The organism is uncultured Streptococcus sp., from assembly GCF_963456385.1.
In the GTDB taxonomy this organism is placed as follows: Bacteria; Bacillota; Bacilli; order Lactobacillales; family Streptococcaceae; genus Streptococcus.
In genome coordinates this window covers 106,911-131,927 of sequence record NZ_CAUOLF010000003.1, presented here as the reverse complement: position 1 = coordinate 131,927, position 25,017 = coordinate 106,911, and the positions used below count along the sequence as shown (strand labels likewise).

General features: G+C 45.7%; 22 protein-coding genes. 2 read left to right on the top strand and 20 right to left on the bottom strand.

What is annotated here, in order from left to right:
• Positions 1-34: 34 nt before the first annotated feature.
• Positions 35-1,249, bottom strand: coding sequence for a pyridoxal phosphate-dependent aminotransferase (locus RP262_RS02255; RefSeq protein WP_311154155.1), 1,215 nt, complete (start codon positions 1,247-1,249; stop codon positions 35-37).
• Positions 1,250-1,594: 345 nt separating this feature from the next.
• On the opposite strand from RP262_RS02255, the gene RP262_RS02250 reads away from it, so the two are divergent.
• Positions 1,595-2,047, top strand: a complete 453-nt coding sequence (locus tag RP262_RS02250) for a universal stress protein (protein ID WP_002896311.1) — start codon at positions 1,595-1,597, stop codon at positions 2,045-2,047.
• Positions 2,048-2,072: 25 nt separating this feature from the next.
• On the opposite strand, the gene RP262_RS02245 is transcribed toward RP262_RS02250, so the two are convergent.
• On the bottom strand, positions 2,073-3,464 hold the full coding sequence (locus tag RP262_RS02245) for a Cof-type HAD-IIB family hydrolase (protein ID WP_311154164.1): 1,392 nt from the start codon (positions 3,462-3,464) through the stop codon (positions 2,073-2,075).
• Between the two features lie 180 nt (positions 3,465-3,644).
• On the opposite strand from RP262_RS02245, the gene RP262_RS02240 reads away from it, so the two are divergent.
• Positions 3,645-4,607 (top strand): asparaginase, encoded by a 963-nt coding sequence (locus RP262_RS02240; protein WP_002910458.1) that lies wholly within the window; start codon positions 3,645-3,647, stop codon positions 4,605-4,607.
• Positions 4,608-5,385: 778 nt separating this feature from the next.
• Here the strand turns inward: RP262_RS02240 and recG are convergent.
• From recG to RP262_RS02150, 18 genes are all read right to left on the bottom strand, one after another.
• Positions 5,386-7,401: an ATP-dependent DNA helicase RecG gene (gene recG, locus RP262_RS02235; RefSeq protein WP_311154154.1), complete on the bottom strand. Its 2,016-nt coding sequence runs from the start codon at positions 7,399-7,401 to the stop codon at positions 5,386-5,388.
• Between the two features lie 105 nt (positions 7,402-7,506).
• Positions 7,507-8,613 (bottom strand): alanine racemase, encoded by a 1,107-nt coding sequence (gene alr, locus RP262_RS02230; RefSeq protein WP_032912523.1) that lies wholly within the window; start codon positions 8,611-8,613, stop codon positions 7,507-7,509.
• Complete coding sequence (gene acpS, locus RP262_RS02225; protein ID WP_002910461.1) at positions 8,603-8,965, bottom strand: holo-ACP synthase; 363 nt, start codon at positions 8,963-8,965, stop codon at positions 8,603-8,605. Before acpS ends, alr begins: the two co-directional genes overlap by 11 nt.
• A 111-nt stretch (positions 8,966-9,076) precedes the next feature.
• Positions 9,077-10,108: a 3-deoxy-7-phosphoheptulonate synthase gene (locus RP262_RS02220; RefSeq protein WP_002901052.1), complete on the bottom strand. Its 1,032-nt coding sequence runs from the start codon at positions 10,106-10,108 to the stop codon at positions 9,077-9,079.
• Positions 10,109-10,112: 4 nt separating this feature from the next.
• The gene (locus RP262_RS02215; RefSeq protein ID WP_311154153.1) at positions 10,113-11,141 is read right to left on the bottom strand and encodes a 3-deoxy-7-phosphoheptulonate synthase; all 1,029 of its coding nucleotides are present in this window, start codon (positions 11,139-11,141) and stop codon (positions 10,113-10,115) included.
• 20 nt (positions 11,142-11,161) lie between these two features.
• On the bottom strand, positions 11,162-13,681 hold the full coding sequence (gene secA, locus RP262_RS02210; RefSeq protein WP_002910463.1) for a preprotein translocase subunit SecA: 2,520 nt from the start codon (positions 13,679-13,681) through the stop codon (positions 11,162-11,164).
• 276 nt (positions 13,682-13,957) lie between these two features.
• Positions 13,958-15,157, bottom strand: coding sequence for an acetate kinase (locus tag RP262_RS02205; protein WP_311154152.1), 1,200 nt, complete (start codon positions 15,155-15,157; stop codon positions 13,958-13,960).
• Positions 15,158-15,290: 133 nt separating this feature from the next.
• A complete protein-coding gene (locus RP262_RS02200; RefSeq protein ID WP_311154151.1) occupies positions 15,291-16,004 on the bottom strand; it encodes an MIP/aquaporin family protein in 714 nt (237 codons plus the stop codon).
• Between the two features lie 184 nt (positions 16,005-16,188).
• Positions 16,189-16,722, bottom strand: a complete 534-nt coding sequence (locus RP262_RS02195; RefSeq protein ID WP_311154150.1) for a heme-binding protein — start codon at positions 16,720-16,722, stop codon at positions 16,189-16,191.
• A gap of 58 nt (positions 16,723-16,780) precedes the next feature.
• Positions 16,781-17,161: a glycerol dehydratase reactivase beta/small subunit family protein gene (locus RP262_RS02190; RefSeq protein ID WP_049544256.1), complete on the bottom strand. Its 381-nt coding sequence runs from the start codon at positions 17,159-17,161 to the stop codon at positions 16,781-16,783.
• Complete coding sequence (locus RP262_RS02185; RefSeq protein ID WP_311154149.1) at positions 17,142-18,998, bottom strand: diol dehydratase reactivase subunit alpha; 1,857 nt, start codon at positions 18,996-18,998, stop codon at positions 17,142-17,144. The genes RP262_RS02190 and RP262_RS02185 overlap by 20 nt, the downstream gene beginning before the upstream one ends.
• 97 nt (positions 18,999-19,095) lie before the next feature.
• Positions 19,096-19,611, bottom strand: a complete 516-nt coding sequence (locus RP262_RS02180; RefSeq protein ID WP_311154148.1) for a diol dehydratase small subunit — start codon at positions 19,609-19,611, stop codon at positions 19,096-19,098.
• A 30-nt stretch (positions 19,612-19,641) separates the two neighbouring features.
• On the bottom strand, positions 19,642-20,310 hold the full coding sequence (locus tag RP262_RS02175) for a propanediol/glycerol family dehydratase medium subunit (RefSeq protein WP_161543453.1): 669 nt from the start codon (positions 20,308-20,310) through the stop codon (positions 19,642-19,644).
• Positions 20,311-20,321: 11 nt separating this feature from the next.
• Positions 20,322-21,983, bottom strand: coding sequence for a propanediol/glycerol family dehydratase large subunit (locus tag RP262_RS02170; protein ID WP_002896348.1), 1,662 nt, complete (start codon positions 21,981-21,983; stop codon positions 20,322-20,324).
• 21 nt (positions 21,984-22,004) lie between these two features.
• Entirely contained in the window at positions 22,005-22,736 is a 732-nt protein-coding gene (pduB, locus tag RP262_RS02165) for a propanediol utilization microcompartment protein PduB (protein WP_260425614.1), read from the bottom strand.
• A gap of 415 nt (positions 22,737-23,151) precedes the next feature.
• The gene (locus tag RP262_RS02160; protein ID WP_002898196.1) at positions 23,152-23,601 is read right to left on the bottom strand and encodes a cupin domain-containing protein; all 450 of its coding nucleotides are present in this window, start codon (positions 23,599-23,601) and stop codon (positions 23,152-23,154) included.
• Positions 23,602-23,618: 17 nt separating this feature from the next.
• Positions 23,619-24,713, bottom strand: coding sequence for an ethanolamine utilization protein EutH (locus RP262_RS02155; protein ID WP_002910474.1), 1,095 nt, complete (start codon positions 24,711-24,713; stop codon positions 23,619-23,621).
• A gap of 16 nt (positions 24,714-24,729) precedes the next feature.
• Positions 24,730-25,011, bottom strand: coding sequence for a EutN/CcmL family microcompartment protein (locus RP262_RS02150; RefSeq protein ID WP_002896356.1), 282 nt, complete (start codon positions 25,009-25,011; stop codon positions 24,730-24,732).
• Positions 25,012-25,017: the final 6 nt, after the last annotated feature.

Below are 25,017 nucleotides of genomic sequence, written 5' to 3'. Positions count from 1 at the left end.
GAACTTTGTCCAGCCTTTTTGTAGCATCCGCTTATTAACGGCGATATTGGCGCAAGAAGCGCGTCATTTTTTCTTGGATTTGAGCTAGCTCATCTACTCGAGGCAGATAAACGATTCGGAAATGATCTGGATCCTTCCAGTTAAAGCCTCGTCCATGGACAAGAAGGACTTTTTCCTGCTTGAGGAAATTGAGCACAAACTGCTCATCATCGTCGATAAGATACATGTTCCGGTCAATTTTCGGGAAAATATAGAGACCAGCTTTAGGTTTTACAGCTGACAGCCCCGGGATATCCTGAATAGCCTGATAGATGAAATTACGCTGTTCATAGATACGACCACCTGGCAAAAGCAGTTCATCCACAGATTGATGACCGCCAAGTGAGGTTTGGACGACTTGCTGAGCCAAGACATTGGAGCACAGGCGCATATTGGAGAGCATGTTTAACCCTTCAATATAACCCTTAACATGATGCTTAGGCCCAGATAGCACCATCCAGCCAACACGGAAGCCTGCGATTCGGTGCGACTTGGAAAGGCCATTCATGCTGACACAGAAGATATCAGGAGCCAGACTAGCCACAGAGGTATGGACATTGCCGTCCATCACCATGCGGTCATAAATTTCATCCGCAAAGATAATGAGATTGTTCTGACGAGCAATTTCCACAATTTCCAGCAGAAGTTCCTTAGGATAAAGCGCTCCCGTTGGATTGTTAGGGTTGATGATAATGATAGCCTTGGTATTAGATGTGATTTTTGACTTGATGTCGTCAATATCTGGATACCATTCTGCCTGCTCATCACAGACATAGTGAACAGCATTCCCACCAGCCAGACTGACTGCAGCCGTCCAGAGTGGGTAGTCTGGCATTGGTACCAGCACCTCATCTCCGTCATCCAGCAATCCCTGCATGGACATGACAATCAGCTCGCTGACACCATTTCCCAGATAAATATCATCAATATCTACATTAGGAAAATTCTTAAGCTGGCAGTACTGCATGATAGCCTTACGGGCTGAAAAAATCCCCTTGGAGTCAGAGTAACCCTCACTGTCACGCGCATTCATAATCAAATCATGAATGACCTCATCAGGAGCGGTAAAACCAAATTCAGCCGGATTTCCTGTATTGAGGCGGAGAATCTTTTCACCGTTGGCCCGCATGCGCATAGCTTCATCCAAAACCGGACCGCGAATATCATAGGCAACATGTTCCAGCTTGCTGGACTTGTCAAATTCTTTCATTCTTATTTTTCCTCTATTCATCAGAATGTTATCATTATACCACCAGAAAAAGCGATTGACAACAAAAAAAATAAGCTCACTTTTCACGCGATTATGAAGCGATTTATAAGATAAAGAGCACTATTCCTTTTCTAACCCCTCAAAGTAAAGGACTTTTTCTCAGCTTGTAATGAACTGGCAACATTTCCATTTTATCTTTACTTTTTTTCTGAAAAGGGTTACAATAGAAACAAGAAAATAGTTGCAAATCACTCGGGCGTTATGGACTGATTGATTTTTGGTCAGCCCAATCATTCTGTGAATGATGCGACGTCCTTTGCCGACCATTTTAGAGGAGGTAGCTCTATGACTCAGAAATATGAAAACATTATGGTTGCTGTGGATGGTTCTCACGAATCCGAACTAGCCTTTGAAAAGGGCGTTAACGTGGCTCTCCGAAACGGCTCTCGTCTCACCATCGCCCATGTCATTGACACCCGGGCTTTGCAAAGTGTCTCAACCTTTGATGCAGATGTTTACGAGGACTTACAGGAAGATGCCAAAAAGCTGACAGCTGAGCTGAAAGAAAAGGCTCAAAAATCCGGTATCAAGTATGTTGACATTGTCATTGAGATGGGCAATCCCAAGACTCTCTTGGCTACAGATATCCCAGAAGAGCACAAGGTAGATTTAATCATGGTCGGTGCTACCGGTCTCAATGCCTTTGAACGGCTGCTAGTCGGCTCTTCCTCCGAATATATCCTGCGCCACGCCAAGGTTGACTTGCTGGTTGTCAGAGACCCAGAAAAAACTTTATAAAAACTAGAGCAGTTCAATGACTGCTCTAGTTTTCTTCTTTCTGCTCTAAGGTACGCTGGTAGGCCTGAATCTGTCGTTCCAGTTCTTCTTTGATAGCTCCTTCGGGAGCGTATTTTTCTTCCCAATCATCTGGTTTGAGAATTTTATGGGTAACGGGGTCAAAGTGAGCTTTTCCATCTGGGAAAATTTTGCCCATATTAGCCCGATGGACAATATCGAACAGCTGCTCTGGATCCACTCCCATCAGGACAAAGCTGCCATAAGTGAAGTAAAGAGTATCAATCAAGGCATCTACCTGACCGACTAGAGAAACCTCAGCCTGACTCTTGGAGCGAACCTTGTCAGCAGCCTTGTCAAGCGCCTGATGAAGGTAGGCTACAGAACTGTCAAAGTCTGATTCAGACTTACTAGCTGCTCGCAGAAACTCGACCAGCTCTTCCAGTTTGAAGCCTGCCCGATAGCGAGCGTCCTGAGGCGACCAAGCAATCGGCTCTTCCTGAGTGCTTTCATCCATGACACTATGGAACTCTTTAACCTTATTAAAGTGATGGTCACTGCTGGTAAAGACCTTTTCCCTCGCTAGGATACCAAAATGCTCCAGAGCCTTGTGAATCCCATCCTGACTATTGCTGGTGGTTGTGTGCTTGGCCACTTCCTTGACCGAGCTGGTTCCATTTCCCATAGCAATGGAGAGGCCAACTCCCGATAGCATTTCCAAGTCATTGTCAGAGTCACCGAAGGCCATGACCTGATGAATGTCAAAACCATATTCCTTGCCGACTCGGCGAATCCCCTCTAGCTTAGATGTATCTTTATTGATAATATCAACCGCATAGGGGCTGCTGCGGGTAAATTTCAAATCAGGAAAGTCTGCTTCAATCTTACGGCTTTCTTCTGGACTGGCCAAAATCAAAGCTTGGTAAATCGGTTCCTGAATCAGCTGCAGGAGATCCTTTTCATGCTGGGGCAGCGCCTTGCTGATGACCTTATTAAATCCATGACTGACTGTTCGAGCCATTCTCTTAGGGATGAAGCGGCTAGTCCACTGGGAGAAAGGGCTCATGCCAAAGGACATAATCTTGGAGCCCAGCATAGCCTCAGCCGTTCCCAAGGAAATTTCTTTCCGATGCTTCTTAGCATAGGCGATTAAATCCCGCAAACTCTGCTTGTCAATGGGACTGGCAGAAATCACTCTGTCTCTTGAAAAAATATACTGGCCATTGTAGGTCACAGCAAAGTCTAAGTCCAATTGCTCCATAAAAGGTTTGACAAAGAAAGGACCGCGGCCGGTTGCCAAACCGACTAATATTCCTTGCTCCTTTAAACTCTGAATAGCCTTTTCTGTAGATTTCAAAACCGTTCGACTGTCATTGACCAGTGTCCCATCAATATCAAAAAAGACGGCCTTTACTTCCATTGATTTTCTCATTCTTTCCTTTTATGATACAATAAATTATAACACAAAAATGACATACAATCACATGAATTGCAGAAAAGAAAAGCTGGAGTAATATCTATGCAACAGAATTGAAAACTCTATGAAAATATAATGTAGTTTTTCAACTCTGCATCATAACTATAAGGAGAAAAAGGATTTATGACAAAAAAAATCTTGGTCCTGCATACAGGAGGAACTATTTCCATGCAGGCTGATGGCTCTGGGGCTGTCGTTACCAATGCTGATAACCCTATGAACCATGTGACTGTTCCGCTTGAGGGGATTGAGACGGAAGCCGTTGACTTTTTTAATATTCCCAGTCCTCATATCACGCCCCAGCACATGCTCAAACTTTACCAGAAAATCAAAGCCAGTGCTGACCAATTTGACGGAGTAGTCATTACTCATGGGACAGACACTTTAGAAGAGACAGCTTACTTTCTGGATACTATGCAGCTACCGAAGATTCCGGTCGTTCTGACCGGAGCTATGCGCAGTTCCAATGAGCTGGGGAGCGATGGAGTCTATAACTACCTGACAGCCCTGCGGGTGGCTAGTGATGAAAAAGCCAGCGATAAAGGCGTTCTTGTCGTTATGAATGACGAGGCACATGCTGCCAAGTATGTAACCAAAACCCACACGACCAATGTCAGCACCTTCCAGACACCGACTCACGGACCGCTTGGCTTGATTATGAAGCAGGAAATTCTCTATTTTAAGACAGCGGAGCCTCGGGTCCGCTTTGACTTAAACAGCATTTCTGGTCTGGTGCCCATCATTCCAACTTATGCAGGCATGAAGACAGAGCTTCTGGACATGCTGGATTTAGACAAGATAGACGGCCTCATCATAGAGGCATTCGGTGCTGGCAACCTCCCCAAGGAAGTGGCTGGCAAACTGGCTGATATGATAGCTGACGGCTTGCCAGTTGCTCTGGTCTCTCGCTGCTTCAACGGAATTGCTGAGCCAGTCTATGCTTATGAAGGAGGCGGCGTTCAGCTGCACCAGGCTGGTATTTTCTTCGTCAAGGAGCTCAATGCTCAAAAAGCCAGAATCAAACTGCTCATCGCCCTGAATGCTGGACTCAAAGACCAAGAACTACGAGATTATATGGAAGGCTGAGAGAAAAAGTCCTTATTTACTTTCTTTAAATCAAAAAGTGCTAAGGTTGCTTAGCACTTTTTTGATTCTTTCGTATTCTAAAACTGGGCAAATTCATTGAATCGCCAACCCTAAAAGATAACCTCAAACAGAGACTCTAGAATTTCAAAAATATAATCACTTACCATAGATCACCTCCATTTTCTGAGCTTGCTTAAATGTCTTCGGATAGTGGACTTTGATTGTAACTTTCATAGCTTTTACCTCGCTTATCATTAATCCTTTAAGAGCAAAAACGAAACTCTTGGAGTGTTTAGCTCCAAGCTTTGGTTCTAATCTTTTTGTTCTTACTTGGATATAAGGATACAGCCCTAAACTTAAGAATCTCTTATAGATTTCTTAGGGAAAGCTTATAGTCAAAGAAATCCGGCAGCAATCCCTATCTACTATTTGAAACGAACAAGTCTTTTCAGTCACATACAAAAACTTCACCGATTGGGTGAAGCTTGTGATTTGTTAGGAGATTTATGATGAAAAAATTCTAAATTATTCTTATTCTTTGAGTGGCTCATACCTCGCAAGTCTTCTAGTCTTCAAGCTTTGGTTACAGGATTTTAAGGGATGTTTACTTTGTCATTGGTCCTACCTCTTTCTTTGATTTGACAATAGTATAATCCCCCAGGTTCGCATTGGTGTTGGTGGAACTCCCTACCTCTTTCTTTGATTTGACAATAGTATAATCCCTCAAACTTAAAGCCTACTTATAAATATCTTGCAGGAAACTTAATTCAAAGAACCTTTAATCTAGGTAATCTCGCTTGTCCAAATGAAGAGCAATCAAGTGCCAACTAGGATCTGTCCGCCAGTTCGGATCAGCTGTAATCTGGCTGGCAACCTTTCTGGCTTCTTCTAAAATCGGATAATCTTCCACGATGTCTGCCACTTGAAACTCTGGTATACCAGACTGCCGAGTACCAAAGATTTCTCCAGAGCCTCGCATTTTCAGATCCTCTTCAGCCAGCAGGAAACCGTCGGTCGTCTCAGTCATGATTTTCATGCGACGCTTGCCCGACTCCGTCTTAGGATTGGCAACAAGGACGGCATAAGACTGCTTGCTGCCTCGGCCGACACGGCCTCTCAGCTGATGAAGCTGGCTGAGTCCGAAGCGGTCCGCATCCATGATGACCATCACCGTAGCATTAGGGACGTTGACTCCGACCTCAATGACCGTGGTAGAGACCAGAATATCAGTCTGTCCTTCCTTGAAGTCCTGCATAATCGCCTCTTTTTCCTCACTCTTCATCTTGCCATGAAGCAGAGCCACTTTGGCCTGCTGACCAAAATAGGCTGTCAGTTCTTCTTCTAAGGCAATGGCATTCTTAAGATCCAAAGCTTCTGACTCCTCAATCAAGGGAGAAATAAAATAGATCTGAGCTCCCTTATGAAGCTCTTTTTTTAGCCAGTCCAGGACGACTTCCAGCTGCTCATGCTTGACCCAGCGAGTGATGATAGGCTTGCGTCCCGCCGGCATCTGGTCAATAATGGACACATCCATATCACCAAAAGCTGTAATGGCAAGGGTTCTGGGAATTGGTGTCGCCGTCATCATGAGGACATCAGGATTGTCTCCCTTTTCCCGTAAAATCCGGCGCTGCTCCACCCCAAAGCGATGCTGCTCGTCAATAATGACCAAGCCCAACGCATGGTAACGGACTCCTTCCTGAATCAGGGCATGGGTTCCGACAATCATGTCCACCTGACCGTTTTCAATCGCTGCCAAGGTTTCCCGGCGCTCAGCTGCTTTCATCCCACCAGTTAGCAGGGCAAGCTTCAATTCTGGAAAAAGCTGAGCTAGACTGTCAAAATGCTGCTCAGCCAAAATTTCTGTTGGAACCATCAGAGCAGACTGAAAGCCAGCTGTATAAACAGCATACATAGCCAAACCAGCGACAACAGTCTTTCCACTTCCCACATCCCCCTGCAGCAGACGATTCATGTGTCTAGGCGACCGCAAATCCTGCAAAATCTCTGTCAGACTGCGCTCCTGAGCCGAAGTCAGCTCAAAAGGTAAGCTCTGCTTTTTCTCGGCTACAGCATCCGACTGCCAATCAATTTTTAATCCATTGCTGACAGCCTTGGTTTCTCTCTTTAAGACCTGCAGCTGCATTTGGAAATAAAAGAGTTCTTCAAATTTAACCCGCCGAAGAGCCTGCTTGTAGTCCGCCAAGTCCTTTGGAAAATGCATAGCCCGCACAGCCTCCACTCTGCTCACTAGCTGGTAGCGTTCCAGCAGGGGCTGGGGCAGATTTTCCTCTAAGAGCAAATCCAATCCTTGGTCAAAGGCAGTCTTAATCAGCTTGACCAAACTAGCCTGACTAATTCCCTGAGCCAGCCGATAGACAGGCTGCAAGTCGTCCTCTACCTGAGCCAGCAGTTTCATTCCAGTCAGACTGGCCTTGGCTTTGTCCCACTTTCCAAAGACGGCTACATTGGCTCCCACTTCAATCTTGTCCGCCAGATAAGGCTGGTTAAAGAAATTAACTGCCAGAACGACTTCTCCCTGCTTGATGGTAAAACGCAGGCGATTGCGTTTGTAGCCATAATACTGGACATTGGCTGGGGTCACGACCTGACCAGAAACAACCGCCTTTTCTCCATCCTCCAAGTCTAGGACATTTTTACTCTTAAAATCCTCATAACGAAAAGGAAAATAAAGCAGTAAATCCTGCAAGGTCTCTAGACCCAGCTTGGTAAACTTTTCTGCTGATTTCGGTCCCACACCAGGCAGAACCGTCAAAGGTTGGTGTAAATTCATAATTCCTCTTTCAGTTCTGATACTGCTACGGTGCTAATATCACAGACAGGGGGCCAAGCTAGAACATTATCAAGTACTTCAAGCGGGTTCCCTGCATTAATCTTCTTAGTCTTTATAGACCCTCGGTACACGGTCACTAATCAAGCAAACCACCTCATAGTTAATGGTGCCACGCTTTTCTGCCACATCTGTCGCCGTAATGGTCTCCGCACCGCTATTTCCAATCAACACAACCGGCGTGCCAAGGGGATAAGCCCGAGGCAGGCGCACTGTAATCTGGTCCATGGAAACGCGGCCAACAATAGGGCAGCGCTGACCATCAATCAAGACATCAAAGCCCTGCATATCGCGTGTCCAGCCATCTGCATAACCCAAAGGAATGGTGCCAATCCACTCTTGAGACTTACTGGTGTAGGTGGCTCCATAGCCAACATCTGCTCCAGCCTCTACTTCCTTGACATGCACCAATTCTGAGACCAGCGACAGAGCTGGCTTGAATTCATAAGGAAGTTCTAAGACTCTTCCGCTAGGGTTGAGGCCATAAATGATGTCACCCAGCCGGACGGCATTTAGAACAGTCTCACTGTGCCAGAGAGAGGTGGCAGAATTACTAGCGTGAACGAGAGGAGGAACACTGTCCAGCTCAGATAAGATCTGATGGAAACGAGCCAGCTGGGCTTCAAACTTATGGTGCTCCGCTTCATCTGCCGTTGCAAAGTGGGTAAAAATCCCCTCTGCGACAGCCCCAGCAGCCTGCAAGCGATGGATCGCCTCCTGAGCTTCCTGACTATCTCGAAAACCAATCCGCCCCATACCAGAGTCAATCTTGATATGAAAATTCAATCCAGTCAAGTCTTCTTCAGCAGTTAAAGCTAGATCCAGCCATTCTAAACTGGCTACGGTCAGAGACACCTTTCCCTTCCTAGCCAGCGAAAGCGCAGCCAGATCTGACACTCCTAGCACCAGAATTTTTTTGCCAATGCCCGCTGAGCGCAGCTCCAAGGCTTCATCGATATTAGACACACAAAATCCATCTACGAGGGGCTCAATATACCTAGAAACCTCAATAGCTCCATGACCATAAGCATTGGCTTTAACGACAGCCCACTTCTCAGTCGTCTGAGGCAGTTGGGCACTCAGTTGTCTAATATTAAAAGCAATGGCAGCTAAATCAATCACTGCCTTGCTAGGTCTATGCAGACTAGCTTTCATCATTTTCCTCCAAAATAACGCTGGCTGTAACTAGGCCAGCAGCATGGCTGAGCGAAATCCAAACCTTGCCAGTAAAAGGTGACCGGCTGAAATAAGGCGCTCCCTGACGGGCATTTAAAATCTCTAAGTCCTGAAACCTGAGTTTACCGATACCGGTTCCCCAAGCTTTAGAAAAAGCCTCCTTGGCAGCCCAACGGCCAGCCAGAAATTCAATTTTCCGTTTGCCGGATAACTCCTCAAAACGAGAAAGCTCCGCCTCTGTCAGCACCTTCTTTGCAAAGCGGGCATTTTTCAGATAGGCTCGCTCAATGGCAGCCAGCTCTTCTATATCAATTCCGTGTCCTTTTATCATATCATTCTCTAGAAAGGCGACAAAACTCAGCTGGGTCGCCAGCTGAGTTCGTCTTCACCCGACAGTTAGTCCTCTTTACAGGTCAAGACTGTCCCTTTCAATTTTCCTTAATTATCTAAATAAAGTGTTGTAAATTTCTTCAATGAGCTGAACTGTATTATCCCAGCCCAGGCAAGGGTCAGTGATAGATTTACCAAAGACTTCCGCCTCATTTTGCCGGCCGTCTTCCAGATAAGACTCAATCATAAAACCACGAACCGCTCTCTTAATCTTTTCGTTCCAATCCCGATTCAGCAAGGTCTGACGCACAATCCTAATCTGTTCCAGATATTGTTTGCCGGAGTTATCGTGATTGGTATCGATGACGATGAAAGGATTCTCCAAGCCCATTTTTTCGTAGTAGGAAATGGCATCCAGCATATTTTCATAGTAGAAATTTGGAATATTTTTACCATATTCATTGGTCGCCCCACGCAGAATAACGTGTGCCAAAGGATTCCCAGATGTTTCTACTTCCTGACCATGAAAAAGGAAAGTCTGCTTATTTTGTGCCGCATAGACAGCGTTAAACATAACACCCAGATTGCCAGAAGTTGGATTCTTCATGCCGACCGGAGCGTCAATCCCAGACGCTACAAAGCGGTGCTCCTGGTCTTCAACCGAGCGTGCACCCACAGCATGATAGCTAACCAAGTCATCTACCAGCACAAGATTGGACGGATAGAGCATCTCATCAGCCGTCGTCAGACCAGTCTCTGTAATGACACGGTAGTGCAGCTGACGAACTGCCTGCAAACCATTGATAAGACTAGGAGCTTTAGAAGTATCCGGCTGGTGAACCAAGCCTTTATAGCCATCCCCATTGGTCCGCGGCTTAGCAGTATAGACGCGCATGACGATAAAAATCTTATCTGCGACCTTCTTCTGCAGCTCTGACAAACGGCGGGCATACTCCAGCACAGCCTCTTCATTGTCCGATGAGCAAGGACCAATCACCAAGAGAATACGCTCATCTTCCCCACTGAGAATCTCAGCTAGTTCTTGGTCTCGCTTGTTTTTATGAGTCAAGGCCTGACCAGTCAGTCTGGTTCTGGACTTAATCTGCTCAATGTCAATTTTCTGACCTTTTTCAATAAATGCCATACTATTATCCTAATGTATCATAAATTTCACGAACCAGCTGTTCTGTATTTGCCCAGCCCAGACAAGGGTCAGTAATGGACTTGCCAAAGACTTCTGGTTCGTCCTGCCGGCCGTCTTCCAGATAAGACTCAATCATAAAGCCACGCACGGTAGCCTTAATCTTTTCATTCCAGTCCCGATTAATCAGCGTCTGGCGAACGATGCGCACCTGCTCCAGATACTGCTTACCAGAGTTATCATGATTGGTATCAATGATGATAAAGGGATTTTCTAAGCCCATTTTTTCATACTGGGCAATGGTATCCAGCAGGTTATCATAATAGTAATTGGGAATATTCTTGCCGTATTCATTCAGAGCACCGCGCAAGATGGCATGCGCCAAGGGATTGCCAGATGTTTCTACTTCCTTACCAGCGAATAGGAAACTCTGCTTGTTCTGAGCTGCATAGATGCCGTTAAACATGACATTGAGATTGCCAGAAGTCGGATTTTTCAAGCCAGTTGGCAGATCTGCTCCACTAGCCACAAAGCGGTGCTGCTGGTCTTCGACCGAGCGAGCTCCTACAGCCATGTAAGAAATCAAATCATCTACTAGAGGCAGATTTTCTGGATAGAGCATCTCATCAGCCGTGGTCATGCCTGTCTCGGAAATAACCCGATAGTGCAGATTGCGGACCGCCTTGATGCCGTTAATCAGACTTGGAGCGGCCGTCGCATTAGGCTGATGAATAAGCCCTTTGTAGCCATCTCCGTTCGTCCGAGGCTTAGCAGTATAAACACGCATGACCATGAAAATGCGGTCTTTTACTTCTTCTTGGAGAGCAGATAGACGCTTGGCATACTCTAGCACCGCTTCTTCGTTATCTGAAGAGCAGGGACCGATAACCAAGAGAATGCGGTCATCTTGACCACGCAGAATTGCTTCTAACTCTCGGTCACGCTTTTCCTTGCGAGCTAACATGTCGCCTTCTAGCTTAGCAAGTTGACGAACTTCTGCCACATCAATGGGTTGACTGGTTGCTTTAAAGGTCATCTATTCTCCTTCTTTTATACTTACTTTTTACGGCCGTGACAGTTCTTGAACTTCTTGCCAGAGCCACATGGACAAGGGTCGTTTCTCTTTACGTTAGACAGGTCTATATTATCAGGTATATTTGGCGCCTTGGCAGAGATATTGCGGGTAGCTGTGGTACTGATAGCCCGCTCTGTCCGAGGGCGCTCTTGCTCATGAATCTGCGCTTTCATCATTAGACGAGTCACGTCAAACTCGATGGAGCCAATCATGTCGTTGAACATACGGAAGCTCTCTGCTTGGTATTCGACAACTGGGTTATTTTGTGCATAGCCACGCAGTCCAACAGCATTGCGCAGCTGGTCAAGGGCGTCGATATGGTCAGTCCACTTGCTGTCCACCACGCGCAGAATCAAGACCTTCTGGAATTCACGCACAGCTTCTTCGTCTCGCAGCTTAGCAATCTGACTGTCGTAAACTTCCAGTGCACGTTCAAACAGATAATCTTTGATTTCTTGGTCAGACTTGCCTTCCAAATCGCTATCTGAAATAGAATCTTCTGAAACCAAGTTATACTTAGCAAAGTTTAAAATTGCTTCAATCTTATCATCCTGATCAGAGTGGCTGCTGCCATCAACGATACGGTTGATAGTCCGTTTAATCATAGCATGGATTTCAGGACTGAGGTCACGGTCAGCAGTAATGACATCGTGGCGCTCAGCATAGATAATTTCCCGCTGCTCACGCATCACATCATCATACTGCAAGACTTGTTTCCGTGTATCGTAGTTATTTCCTTCGACACGCTTCTGAGCTGCCTCTACCTGACGGGTCAGCATGCCAGACTTGATAACAGAATCTTCGTCGCTAAGGTTCATTCGATCCAAGAGGGCTTTAATGCGCTCTGACCCAAAGCGACGCATAAGCTCATCTTCCAGTGACAGGTAGAACTGTGACTCCCCTGGATCACCCTGACGGCCTGAACGTCCGCGCAGCTGATTGTCAATCCGGCGGCTTTCATGGCGCTCTGTACCGATAACACAGAGACCACCCAGTTCGCGAACACCTTCACCTAACTTGATGTCAGTTCCCCGTCCGGCCATATTGGTCGCAATAGTAACCGCCCCACGTTGGCCAGCATTCATGATAATTTGCGCTTCTTTATAGTGATTTTTCGCATTAAGAACTTCGTGAGGAACCCCAGCTTCTAACAATTTCTTAGAAATATAATCACTGGTTTCAACCGCAACGGTACCGACCAGAACAGGCTGGCCTTTTTCATGACGCTCTTTAACATCCTGAACAACTGCCTTGAACTTAGAATCAATACTTGGGTAGAGCAGGTCAGAATGGTCAATACGTGCTACCGGACGGTTGGTTGGAATCGGAATAACACGAATGTTGTATGTTTCGCGGAACTCTTCTTCCTCCGTCTTAGCTGTACCTGTCATGCCGGACAGCTTCTTATACATACGGAAGAGGTTCTGATAGGTAATAGAAGCAGAAGTCTTTGTTTCTTCCTGAATGGGCACACCTTCTTTAGCTTCAATCGCTTGGTGGAGACCATCAGAGTAACGGCGGCCTTCCATTGTCCGACCGGTAAACTGATCGACAATCAGAATTTCCTGATCTTCACTGACCACATAGTCAATGTCAAGGAGCATGATGTAGTTAGCTCGCAGAGCATTGTCGATAAAGTGAGTCAAGGCAACATTTTCAATATCGTAGAGATTGTCCAGCTTGAAGTAGCTTTCTGCCTTGTCAATACCTGAGTCAGACAGACCAATCGTCTTAGACTGAACATCGATGATGTAGTCGTCCTTATCCAGTGATTTGACATAGTGGTCAGCCATATGATAAAGCTGGTTGGTATCTGAAGAAACCGGTCCGGATACAATCAACGGTGTCCGAGCTTCGTCAATCAAGATTGAGTCCACCTCATCGACCAAGGCATAGTTGAGTGGGCGCTGTACCATGTTTTCAGCACGGACTACCATGTTATCACGCAGATAGTCAAAGCCGATTTCAGCATTGGTTGAATAGGTAATGTCGCAAGCGTACGCTTCTTTCTTCTCAGATGGAGACTTAGCCGCCAGATTGATACCGACAGAAAGGCCCAGCCAAGAGTAGAGTTCACCCATTTCGGTCGCGTCACGCTCAGTCAGGTATTCATTGACTGTGACAACGTGCACACCTTTTCCTGCAAGGGCATTTAGGTAAACTGGCATTGTCGCAGTCAAGGTTTTTCCTTCACCGGTACGCATCTCTGGAACATCACCATGATGGAGAACAATCCCTCCCATAACCTGAACCTTATAAGGGAAAAGGCCCAACACTCGCTTAGCTCCTTCACGGACAACCGCAAAAGCTTCAAATAAGAGCTGATCTAAAGTTTCGCCATCAGCATAGCGTTTCTTGAATTCTTCTGTTTTTGCCTGAAGTTCTTCATCAGACAAGGCCGCCATTTCGTCTTCATAAGCCAAGACTTTGTCAGCCATTTTTTCTAATTTTCTTAATTCACCTTTATCATTTTCAATGATAGTCTTTAAAATATTCGCCATTTTTTTCCTTACTATATAATAATCTTTCTGATTTTTAGAATGTTCTTTTCATTATAGCATGTTTTCCTATATCTTTCAAGAATGAAAAAAGCAAAAAAGCTCCAGCAGACTGTGCTTACAGAACTGGGAGATAGCAGGAGATTCGAGGATAAAAAAGAAAAGGCAGAGGTCTTGCTCTGTCTTTTCGAGTCCAAACAACACAAGGATAAACTTGTTTTTTCTTGTTGATATAGAAAGTTATTCCTGCACTCCTTGAACATTCTACCCCTCTTTTGGCTACTTAAATTCCAGCAAGCGCATGGTGTCTTGGGCAATCATCAATTCTTCATTGGTTGGAAGAATGAGAATTTTAGCCTGAGACTGGGAATTTTGGATAAAGAGCTGTCCTTGCTCGTTAGCTGCCTGATTTAAAGAAAGTCCTAAGCAATTGAGCTTTTGAACAACTAAGCTGCGGATCAAGGCTGAATTCTCACCGATTCCAGCAGTGAAAACCAAGGCATCCAGACCATCTAAATCTGTGATGTAGCTTGCAATGGTCTGAGCGATACGGTTGACAAACATATTGACTGCTAGACTAGCTTTTTCATCGCCTCTGTCACAAGCTTCCAGAACATCTCTTAAATCATTGCTGAGCTGGGAGATAGCCAGCAGACCGGATTCTTTATTGAGGACATCGCTTAATTGCTGGGCTGATAATTTTTCCTGTTCTAGCAGGAAAGGGAGAATCATAGGGTCAATATCACCTGAACGGGAGCCCATCATCAAGCCAGCTAAAGGGGTGAAGCCCATCGAAGTATTGACAGACTGACCATTTTTAATGGCGCAGATACTAGCACCATTGCCCAAATGGCAGTTGATAATCTTCAAATGCTCCGCAGCTTCTCCTTGCCCCTCCCAAATCTCCTTTACCTTTTGAGCAATATACTTGTGACTTGTTCCGTGGAAACCATACTTTCTCAGACCGTATTTATGATAGTAATCCCAGGAAAGAGGATAGAGATAATAGGCTTCTGAAAGGCTTTGATGGAAGGCTGTATCAAACACAGCCACTTGTCCTGTCTCCGGCAAGGCCTTTTGGAAAGCTCGAATCCCTACCAAGTTGACAGGGTTATGGCTAGGAGCCAAGAAGGACAGCTTCTCAATGATGGACAGCACTCGCTCATCTATCAAAGCAGAATCATCAAAGGACTCGCCGCCATGTGCTACCCGATGACCGACTCCATCTATCTCGTCCAGAGAAGCAATCAGCTTCCGCTCCAAAAGAAAGTTCAGCAGGTAATCCACCGCAAATTGATGAGAGGGAATCGCAAGCAGTTCCTTTTCTTTTTGACCTTCAAATTCAATCTTAAAAATGCCTTCCTTTAAGCCAATCTTTTCAAAAATTCCTTTCACCAAAAGGCTTTCATCAGGCATACTGAGCAGTTGAAATTTTAATGACGAACTGCCCGCATTAATCGCAAAAATTTTTTTAGACATATTTTTCTCCTGAGCAATGAAAACAGTGATTTTTTCAAATAACGTTTTTTGAAAACTGAAACTTTCCATTGCTACTTGTTAGATAAATAAGCTAGCTTCAAATGGTTGGCTAGCTTATTTACTATTTTATATATTACATAGTATTGACTGCCAAGACAGCCAAGACAGCGCCGATAGTCGGCCCTACAATTGGCACCCAAGCATAGCCCCAGTTTGCATCTCCCTTATTCGGAACTGGCAGGAGGGCATAAGCCAGGCGCGGGCCGAAGTCCCGAGCTGGATTTAGAGCAAAACCTGTCGTAGACCCCAGAGCCAAGCCGACCGCCATAATGAGGAAGCCGACCAAAAGCGGAGTGAGTCCCGGTGTGATTTCGCCGTGCGTTATCATCAAAAGGGCAAAGATGAAGAAGAAAGTTGCAACGATTTCGCTGAGCAGATTAAATGCTGGATTCTGGATGGCTGGTCCAGTAGCAAATACGCCAACTGAGTTGCCTTCTTCTGCTTTGGTTTCCTTGAAATGCGGATAATAGAAGAGCACTACAATAGCGGCTCCGACAAAGGCCCCTAGAATCTGAGCGATGATATAGCCCACTACTTGCTCCCAGGGGAAGATACCCCCCACCGCAAAAGCAATGGTGACAGCTGGGTTAAGGTGACCGCCAGTATTGTAAAATCCTGCCGTATAGACACCCAAGGTCACTGCCAAGCCCCAGCCAAATACAACGGTAAACCAATTGGGAGAGAAACCTTTTGCGATACTCTTATTAAGACTGATAGACGCTCCGATTCCATTCCCAAAAACCATCAGAACCATGGTGCCTAAAAACTCACCTATATATTTTTCCATACTCCATACTCCTTCATTTCGAAATATTTTATACTCTCTCCTCTATATTGCTTCTACAGCGCAATAGAGAGTCTAAGAAAGTATAAGAGAAATATGCTCGTAAAATAGGAGAAAATCCCTAGCTCCAGAGCATGGATTGCAAGTGGTATTCTCTCCTCTGATATTATTTAATTAGCTTGCTTCTCTACAGACCCACAGCATACTCAGCAATGGACTGGTCTTCTTCAGAACTTCCTCCGCTGACGCCGATACCACCAATCATCTCTGACTGGCAATAAATAGGAATGCCACCTGCTAAACTAACGACCTTATTGTCGGTCATCGTTTCCAGCTGGTAGAGCCATTCCCCTGGCTGAGTTAAAGGTGCTAAATCCTTGGACTGCATCTTCATGCCAACAGCTGTGTAAGCTTTCTTATAAGCCATATCGTTACTCACTAACAAGGCATTTTCCATACGATAGGTCATCACAACTTGTGCTGCTGGATCAACCACCGTTATCACGACGGCTAGTCCCAGCTCTTCAGCCTTGCGTCTGGCCCTTGTTACCAATTCCCAGGCATCCTGATAGATATTTGTGAAAAGAACAGGCTCTTTATCCAGTAAGGTTTGGCATCTAGCAAGGACTTTTTGGATGATGATGTCCTGCAATTCTGAGTTTCCTCCCCAGCTTGATAGTTCTGGACTGCTGAGCTCGTCTTTCTCTCTATCTCTAGCCATCCATTTCACCTCTTTTCAGTAGTTGCTACGGACATCTTTTTGAATCGATCGGAACAAGTCAAAAAGATGCTTCTAACAGGTCAGATTTTTTAAATGGGACTCCCTTGACCAGCCGCGCTGCATTTGAGCCAAACAGGCGCAAGACGTGGTCCGGTATAGCGGAATAATCTTTGATACGATAGATAAATTTTTCAAGCGGCAAGTTACGATAATGGAGGACTGCATCTCGCCCGTCACAGGCAATCCCTACTAAAAGCTGGGATTGAGTTGCAGCCACATGCGCTAGTGATACAGGATCGCTAGGTTCATCTGGGCAGACCAGACTGAAAGGGATACCTTCCTCTTCGATACCGTAGCCGATTTGTGCTACCTTATCCGCAGGAGCATTGTCCGTAGCTATCAGCCTAATGGTTGGCTTTCTAGTATAAGCTAATTCCATAGTCGGCCCCCCATTTCTCTCTGACATAGGTCAAAATCAGTCCGGTCGCTACTGCATTTCGAGGTCCCACCAAGCCACGTACATTGCCTCGACCAGCTACAATAGCATGCTGAGAGAGGGCTTCGGTCACTAGCTGAGGTATTTCAAAGTCCAAAGCTGAGCCACCTACGATGACAACGAAAGGAATGTCTCGAATATTCTGAGTAGGGCTGACACGCTTGAGAGCCCGCACTGCATTGGTAACAAAGACTCTTTCCTTGGCAGACTGCCGAACGAGTTTGATTTTTTCGATAGAGTAGTCTCCATCATCAATAGGAACAAATTCATCATTTTCCTTGACGATGACGACTCTAGCAAACAAATCTCCAGACAGCGGCTTGTCAAAAAATTGAACAGTGCCGTCTTCATGCCGGATATGGAAAAGACTTTCTACCTTGGCCAGAGGATATCGTTTGATGTCCTCTGCCAGATGATGATTTTCCAGTCCCAACTCCGAATTGATCAGCATGGTTACCATATCACCGGCACCGGCTAGATGGACAGCCAAGATTTGACCCCTGCTATCAATAATGGAAGCATCTGTCGAGCCCGCTCCCAAGTCCAAAATAGCTAAGGGGCGATCGGTCCCTGGTGTAGTCAGGGCTCCGAGGATAGCTGATTCAGCTTCTGCTCCACCGATTTCTACAGTAATACCCAGCTCTCGTTCGACTTCTTGGGCAATGATGGACATTTGCAGCTTGTCGGAATTTACCATAGAGGCAATGCCGACAGCCTGCTCCATAGAAAATTCTCCAGCCACACCACCGCGCACAGAAATCGGAGCAAAAGTATTGACGGCTAGTAAGTCACGGATATAAATGTCAGAAGGCTCTTTCTCGGTCAGGTCAGCCATGGTTTGGCGCACTTTCTCAAGCATACCACCAACATTGGTGCCCGCTTCTCCGACAACATTGCTAATCTCGCCGGCGTAGACGATTTTTTCCATAATCTCATCGGCGCCCTTGGAAATATCCACCTTTAAGGTATGCTCCTTGCCGATAATTTGGATACTGCCTGCTGGAATCGTCCGAGCCTGAACGTCACCTGCCGGTGTCTTAATCACGACAGCCGAGCGGTTGCCAATGAGGGCACGGGCAATGGGAACGATGCTTTTCGTCTCTTCTGCACTCAAGCCAAAGACCGTAGCAATGCCATAGGGATTAGACAATTGGGAAATCACCTTCCCCTGCTCTACCACTTCAACAGCAGCTTGCATTCCCAAAGGCACCTTGTCAATAAAGAGAATCTCATCCACGATTGGAATCTTCTGGCTAATGCGGTTATTGACCAGAACCCCATCATCCGCTTGCAAGATTGCAGCGGTAATCTGATAGCCCTTGGCTAGATAGGCATTGATCAGCTGGGCAACTAAGTCAAAATCAATGATCTTCGGCACTACCACGATGTATTTCCCATCAATCGGATGATGAACCAAGTCGAGAATATCTACCGTGAGCCCAATCCCCAGACCCAGACCGCCTGGAGTACGGGGATTATGACCAATCATGGTAGACTCAGTAATGACCGTCTCTGTGATGGTTTCCATGGCAACATCGCCGATAACAGGCGTCGCTTCATTAATCCGAATCAAATCAACTTGTCCCAGTTCAAAGGCTGTTTGCTCCATCAATTTTCTCAGAGATTGATAAATCCCGTGGACATTTTCCTTGGTCCCTTTGATACCTGTTGTATCCGCAATGGCTGAGGCAAGAAAGTGAATGCTTCCATCATCTTGCACTTCAGCTAAGGCAGACTCGGTCGAAGAATTTCCTATGTCTACTCCAATGATTCGTTTCACATTTTCACCTCCACCAAGATTAGGCTATTTTGAGCAGCATTTATAAAAGCAGTGATAATAATCTTTTCTCAACCCAAAATAGCCTTGATAAACCGGATTAGTTGTCGCCTTTCAACTTCTTGCGGCGCTCATAATTTTCAGCGGCTTCTCTGACAAAGCCCGCACAGATAACAGCTCCATATTGTTTTTCCAATTCATTGGCAATGTCCAATAATTCCTGTTTGGAAGACCGGTAAGGGCGCAGGGCATTGTAGATTTCCAGCACACGCGCATCCGGAACCTTGGTCAGTTCGGCAGCCCGAGAAAAGTTATACTGGATTGCTTCACGGCCGGCATTCTTAGCAATTTCACCTTGCTTGATCAAAATCTCTGGCTTAATCCGCAAATCCTCTGCAGTCACATAGCCAGACAAGATATTTTCCAGTGTAATATCTTCGAATTTCTTATCCTGACCAACCTTTATCCAGTCTGGATGTTTTTTAGAAATAGGATAATCAGCCGCTGTCGCTTCATCAGAACTGATAGGACGATTGGCTGCTCCTTGACTAGCTGAGCCGCTATCGCTTAGCTCGGCTAATATTTGTTTTACTAATGTTTCTACTGATTCACTCATTCTGATTTCTCCTTGTAGACATCATATGCATTAAATCACCTGACATTCATCAGCTGGTTTTCCTCTTTTAACCAGTTTCGTTTCCTTAATATGCAGCAAGGCTGAGTATGCCTGGTACTTAGGACGAGCCATTTGGTCGTTAAGGGTTGGCACCGGATTTGGTGTTTCACCCTTGGCATACTTAGCAGCATTTTTACCAATCAAACGATAGGTTTCAGGAGTTAACAAAGGTGCCTGCGGGAAGAGTTCCAGATTACTGAGCGGTGGCAAATCACGTTGGTGAATAACCGTTGTTCCCTTAGACTGAACACCGATAGAAATGCCAGAACCAGACAAGTGGTCTCCTTCTACCGCTACAAAGGCAACGTCAGAAGAACGATAGACCTTGACAATGCGAGCCTTGAGCCCTTCTTCTTCGATACCAGCCACCAGCTGACGAAGTACTTCCGTATGAGGAATGTCCACCATTGTCTTCACCTGCTGTTCCCCAAAGGCAGGTCCAACTGCAATAACGACTTCATCCGTTGACTGGCTAGGCTTAGCCACACCAACTGTACGGATGACAGCTTTTTCATTGGACACAGGCTTTGTGGCAGGCTTTTCGCTTGTTTTAGCAGCTGTTTCGTTGGTATTGGCGCTCATCTCTTTCATCACTTCTGCAATAATGGAGCGCAGTAAAGTTTCATTTATCTCTGTCATCTTAGCTCCTCCTATACATCACGCGGGTCAATCGCTTTAGGAATGTCTTTGACTTTTTCCCATTCTTCGCCGACCAGACGATGGCCTGTACCGACACCAACATAGTCATTCGGTGAATTCACCGCTGAAATAACATTCCAATCTCGATCAAAGATAGCAGATGTTTGCAGGAAATCCCCTGCTACACGTTGCTTGAACAAATTGAGCAGCTCATTGGCAACTTCAGGGAAGCCATTATTAGCCAAGGCTTTTATCAAATCAGCCCCTTGAACTCCGCGTTCCAGAATACCTTGAGCAGCCTTGATGTCTTCAACCTTATCCCGCTCTGGCATATCTTTAGAGCCATGAGCATAGGTAGCTGCTTCGACTTCTTCGTCGGTAATCGGCGGCAGGCCCAAGCCTTTGAAAAGAGCTTGCATAACGCGTGCTGCCTTGTTCCGAACCTTCACAACTTCCTCTTCACGTACAGGACGAAGACCACCGTCTACCCGCAGGTCACGTTGCAAGACATTGTAGTCGTCAAAGTCTTCCGCATCCCAGTTAGATCCGGCAAACATATTGTCATAGTTTGGTGTAGCAGAGTAGCCAGAGTTGATAAAGTCTGTACCTGGCGCAAACTGCATCAAAGTCCGAACAGAGCGACGTAAGTCTGAGTGAGTAAAGGTTTGGTCATTTGATGAAGCACATTCCAAATCAAGCATGCTGGCAATCAAGTTTTCAGCAACGACTGCTCGAATACCACTTGGAACAGCTGCTGGAATACCGATACAGCTTACTGATCCATTCTGAGTTCCTTGAACCCCAGCTGCTTTTGTTACATAGAGACAGCGAGCTTCCAGATAGAGCATGGACTTGCCTTCGGCTTGTCCCATTTGCACTTCAGACCCTGTACCAGAAGTGAAGCGCATCTTAAGTCCACGAGAGGCATAGGCTGAAGCCAGAAAGGCCTTGGACCAAGGTGTATCATCTCCATCGGTGAAGACATCTTCTGTACCATAAACAGAGATGGTCTCAGCATAGGCCGTAAAGCCACGCATACCAAATTCTAGTTCTGTCGCTTCTTCCAAGGAGCACTGAGTCAGCACCCCAGGACGGCCCACTTGTGAGCCAATCATCAGAGACAGGGCATTGAAAGGAGCGTAACGCACTACGGCAACCGTTGTTTCCTGCTCTGCAAAACCACGCAGAGCTCCTTCAGCCGCATCTGCTGCAATCTGCACTGGATTATCATTAACATTAGTGACGTGGGCTTGAGTAGCTGTTTGCTTACGGGTCCGCATCTTTTGCAGACACATCATGATTTCCACGACATTCATCTGATTGACCACTTCAATGATTTTAGCCGGAGTCATGGCCTTGGTCAGCTTGATGATTTCTGTCCGAGGTACATTCGGTGTCAATATTTTATTGGCAATCTCTCTTGAGTCCATCTGAATAACTTCTTCAGCTCGGCTCAGGTCAATCCCATAGTTGGCAATGAACTGGTCAATCAGGTCAAATTCTTCTTTTGGTTTGCCGTCTAACTCAACCACTTTCCCATTTTGAATCTTGATACTGGGTTTAGGGTCATTGGGGCTTTCCATAGCTACCAAACCTTCTTCAACCCATTCTTTTACAAATCCATCTTGGTTGATAGGGCGTTCGCTTAATACTTCAAAACGTTTGGATCTCATACCGTTTCCTCCCTCTCACTCTTAAATGTAAGATGGCTGTGAGTTGGTTGGCTCGTCACCCATACTGCCTAAAAGTGCCAGTCCAACTTCACGCGCTGAGATAACTGATTGTCTAACTGCTCCAGAATCCCCACTGATAAAGAGGATAGCTTCATTTGAGTGGCTGGTGCCACCATTTCCTGGAGAAGCATAGCCTACAACAGTAACGTTTGCAGCCTTAACAGCTGTATCCGCCATAACAACACCAATGGCTGCAGGTGCTCCGACAATCAAGCCAAAGGCACGACCGTATTCAGCACCAAAGGCAGTCTGACAAGCATAGCTAGCACGCGCAGTATACTGGAGTTCAATATGCCCTGCATCATTAGCATAAACATCGCCGAAGGTTCGATCTACTTCCTTCAAGGTTACTTCTACAGCTCGTCTGACATCTGATACATCTTCGCCACCAAAGATAATCAAACTTCCGTGTCCAGCACCACCCTTAGTATCACGAGGCAGTTCGATTTTAACAATTTCTGTATTGGTTGCTTTGACCGCTTCATCAGCAGCCATGATATGAGGACCTGCACCGGTACGAGCACCGACCACACCGATTGAGCGATAGCTCTTTTCTAGCTTCATAGCATCCAGCACCTGCTGGTCCACATTGGCAATGACAAGTCCAATTGTATCGCCTATCGGATTAACACCGACAAATTCTGTAATATTGCATTTGTTTTCCATAAGACAGCTCCTTTCGCTGACATATATTTTGAAGCGCTTACAATTTTAGGGAATAAGGAAATCAGATAAGAGGTGCACCATAGCTATACGCCTCTTTCTGATTCCTTTTTTTAAACTTTTTTTGGGTCAAAAGAATAGATTATTCTAAGGTTTTCTGTTAGAATGAATATGGTTGTTTTTTAAAAAGGAAGATTTTTCCGCGTTCTCCAAAAAAGCCTAACCAACTTTTTTAGGAATGCCAAGCTAAGCCTACAAGAAATATACTTGACAGGCCTTTCCCTTCAGAAATAACAATCGCAGAGGCAGATAACAGATGATAAACTTTTCGCAGGGTTGCTCATCTTTTATCTGTTTTTTTTATTTTCCATCATTACAGAATGGCAGGACAGCAGGCCGCTGTCCTGCCATTCTAGTAAATCTGATAGTTGAATCTTCCAACAAACTAGCCTTGCCAGTCAGCTGGATAGGTCACATAGATAAAGCGGGCCTTATCTCTGACAGAGAACTGAATGTCACTGCCTTTAGGGATGAAGAGTACTTCACCAGGGCCAGCTGTCATGACTTCGTCACCAACGATAATATCAAGACGCCCTTCAATAACATAGTCCACTTCATCATAGTCCAGATGCCAAGGGAAAGTTGTCTTTTCCATAGTCATCAGCCCCAAGCCCAATCTTGGACTCTCATCTAAGGTCAGCAAGTCTCGTGTATAAACTTGATGGCTCGAATCACCTGTATCCAAGCGATCTTCTGGACGAACATCCAGACCAGGCAGGGCGATAGAAGCTACGCCTGCCTTGCTGACTTTTTTCCCACCATCTTTAGTAGCTAATTCTTCCAATAGAATCTTACGAACCAATGTTTCTAGGTCAGAACGATTAATATCTGCCATACTTCATACCTCCAAGTCTAAGCTTCCTTCTTCGTTAAGAAGAAAGCCAGTAATACCGCTGTGATACCGCCGACAAATTTACCAATCATCATCGGCACAATCATTTCCGGTTTTTGACCAGCTGTGAAGCCTAGGTGATCTCCGATAACAAAGGAAGCAGATACGGCAAAGGCTACGTTGATAATCTTACCGCGTTTGTCCATATCCTTCATCATTTGGAACATGGCAATGTTATTAGCCAGAGAAGCTACCAAACCAGCTGCACCAACTTCGTTCATTCCTAGGGATTTTCCGATAGCAGAAAGCGGTTTGTTGGCTACCTTGGTAAAGACAGCTACCAAACCAAAGGCTCCAGCCAAGGTTACGGCAATCGTTCCGACAACTTCAAAGGCTTCTTTCAGTGTCTCAGCACCTTTTGGATAGATGCTGATGAGCCATTCATTTCCAGTCAGAAGCTGCGCTGCACCAAAAGCCAAACCAAGCGTTGCCAAGATAACAATAATCTGACCAAACACTTCAAAACCTTTAATCATGGCATTAGGTGCCAAAAGCAATCCTATGAAAATCAGAGCAGATACAATGATAATCGGGATAAGATTGACAACCAAGGTTCCAAAAGGCAGACCTGGCACGAAAATTCCTCCGAGGAGACAGCCAATCGGAACAGTTACCAAACCGTATAGGATTCCGCGAGCCAAAAGCGGACGGTCATCTTTTTCAATAATACCCAAGGCAACTGGAATCGTAAAGACGATGGTTGGCCCCATCATAGAGCCCAGTACAAAGGCAGCGAAATTTCCTACTGCTGGATCCTGAGCCAGACTGAGAGCCAGAGGAGCTCCTCCCATATCATTGGCAATGAAGGTTGTCGCAAAGATAGACGGGTCAGCCCCCACCAAGCCATACAAAGGCACGACAATCGGTTTCAAGACATCCGCCAAGAGGGGAGCGATTACCATAATCCCAGCCATAGACAGAGCCAAAGCTCCCATAGCCATGATACCTTCTTCAAATTTTTCACTTAGTCCTAGTTTGCCACCGATACATTTATCCACTGCACCGATCAGCATGAATAGAACCATGATATAAATGATAATTTCATTGATACTCATAACATTACCTTAGTTTCTAATATTCTTCATCACTGTGATAGTCAACCTTGTCAATGATAGCCACAACGACCATATCCACAGGGATATTCGTCTTATTTAGGCTCATCCGGGCAGAACTGCCAGTGGTTACCATTACTTGGTCTCCTTCGCCTGCACCGATGCAGTCGGCCACAATAAGCAGAGCTGGGTCACTTTGATGTTCATTTAGCTGCCGTTCGACCACTAAAAATTTCAAACCATTTAAATTTTCGTCTTTTCTAGTCGCCCAAAGGCTTCCTTTTACTTTACCAACAAACATCTCTAC